At 37.9% G+C, this 523-nt stretch carries 1 other RNA gene; it reads left to right on the top strand.

What is annotated here, in order from left to right:
* Nucleotides 1-393 precede the first annotated feature (393 nt).
* Nucleotides 394-490, top strand: an RNA gene (gene ffs / locus K5Q58_RS20800) — signal recognition particle sRNA small type.
* Nucleotides 491-523: the final 33 nt, after the last annotated feature.

Here is a 523-nt window from a genome sequence, read left to right as displayed (position 1 = left end):
CCAATACATTACTTACTGCTAAAATTGCCATTACTAATAATAAGTGTTTTATGTGATGTTTGTGTTGTTTTATTTGTTTTTTAAGTTAGATTTATGCTTGCAATGCAAGTTTTTGGTTGAAATTGTGATCCATGTCTCAAAGGGGGGGGGAGGAGTAAGTGATATCTTTTTTATTGGAAGCTAAATTTTATTTTTGGATAGATAAGAGCAATCGAAGTTTTGTTATGCAAAGGGAGACAATCTTTGCTCAAATAAAGAATGAATTGAGTAATCATTGTTCAAACAAGCACAAAGATGACAAAAGAGAGAGGATTTAACTTGATCATGCTAATGGCTTGGGGGATAATCTCGCCGTTCACATCAAATCAGTTTGATATGAAAACTATGGTGACCTTAGGGTCCCTCCGCAATGATAACTTGTGAACTCGGCCAGGCCTGGAAGGGAGCAACCGCAGCAAGTGACTCATGTGCCGGAGTGCGGCTCTAGGGGAACCTCCAAATTCTTCTAGATTTACCTCTTAAT

The sequence above is a fragment of the Shewanella sp. KT0246 genome, assembly GCF_019654955.1.
Taxonomy (GTDB): Bacteria; Pseudomonadota; Gammaproteobacteria; order Enterobacterales; family Shewanellaceae; genus Shewanella; species Shewanella goraebulensis.
Note: the sequence above shows the minus strand (reverse complement) of the source record. Positions and strands in the feature narration are given on the sequence as shown.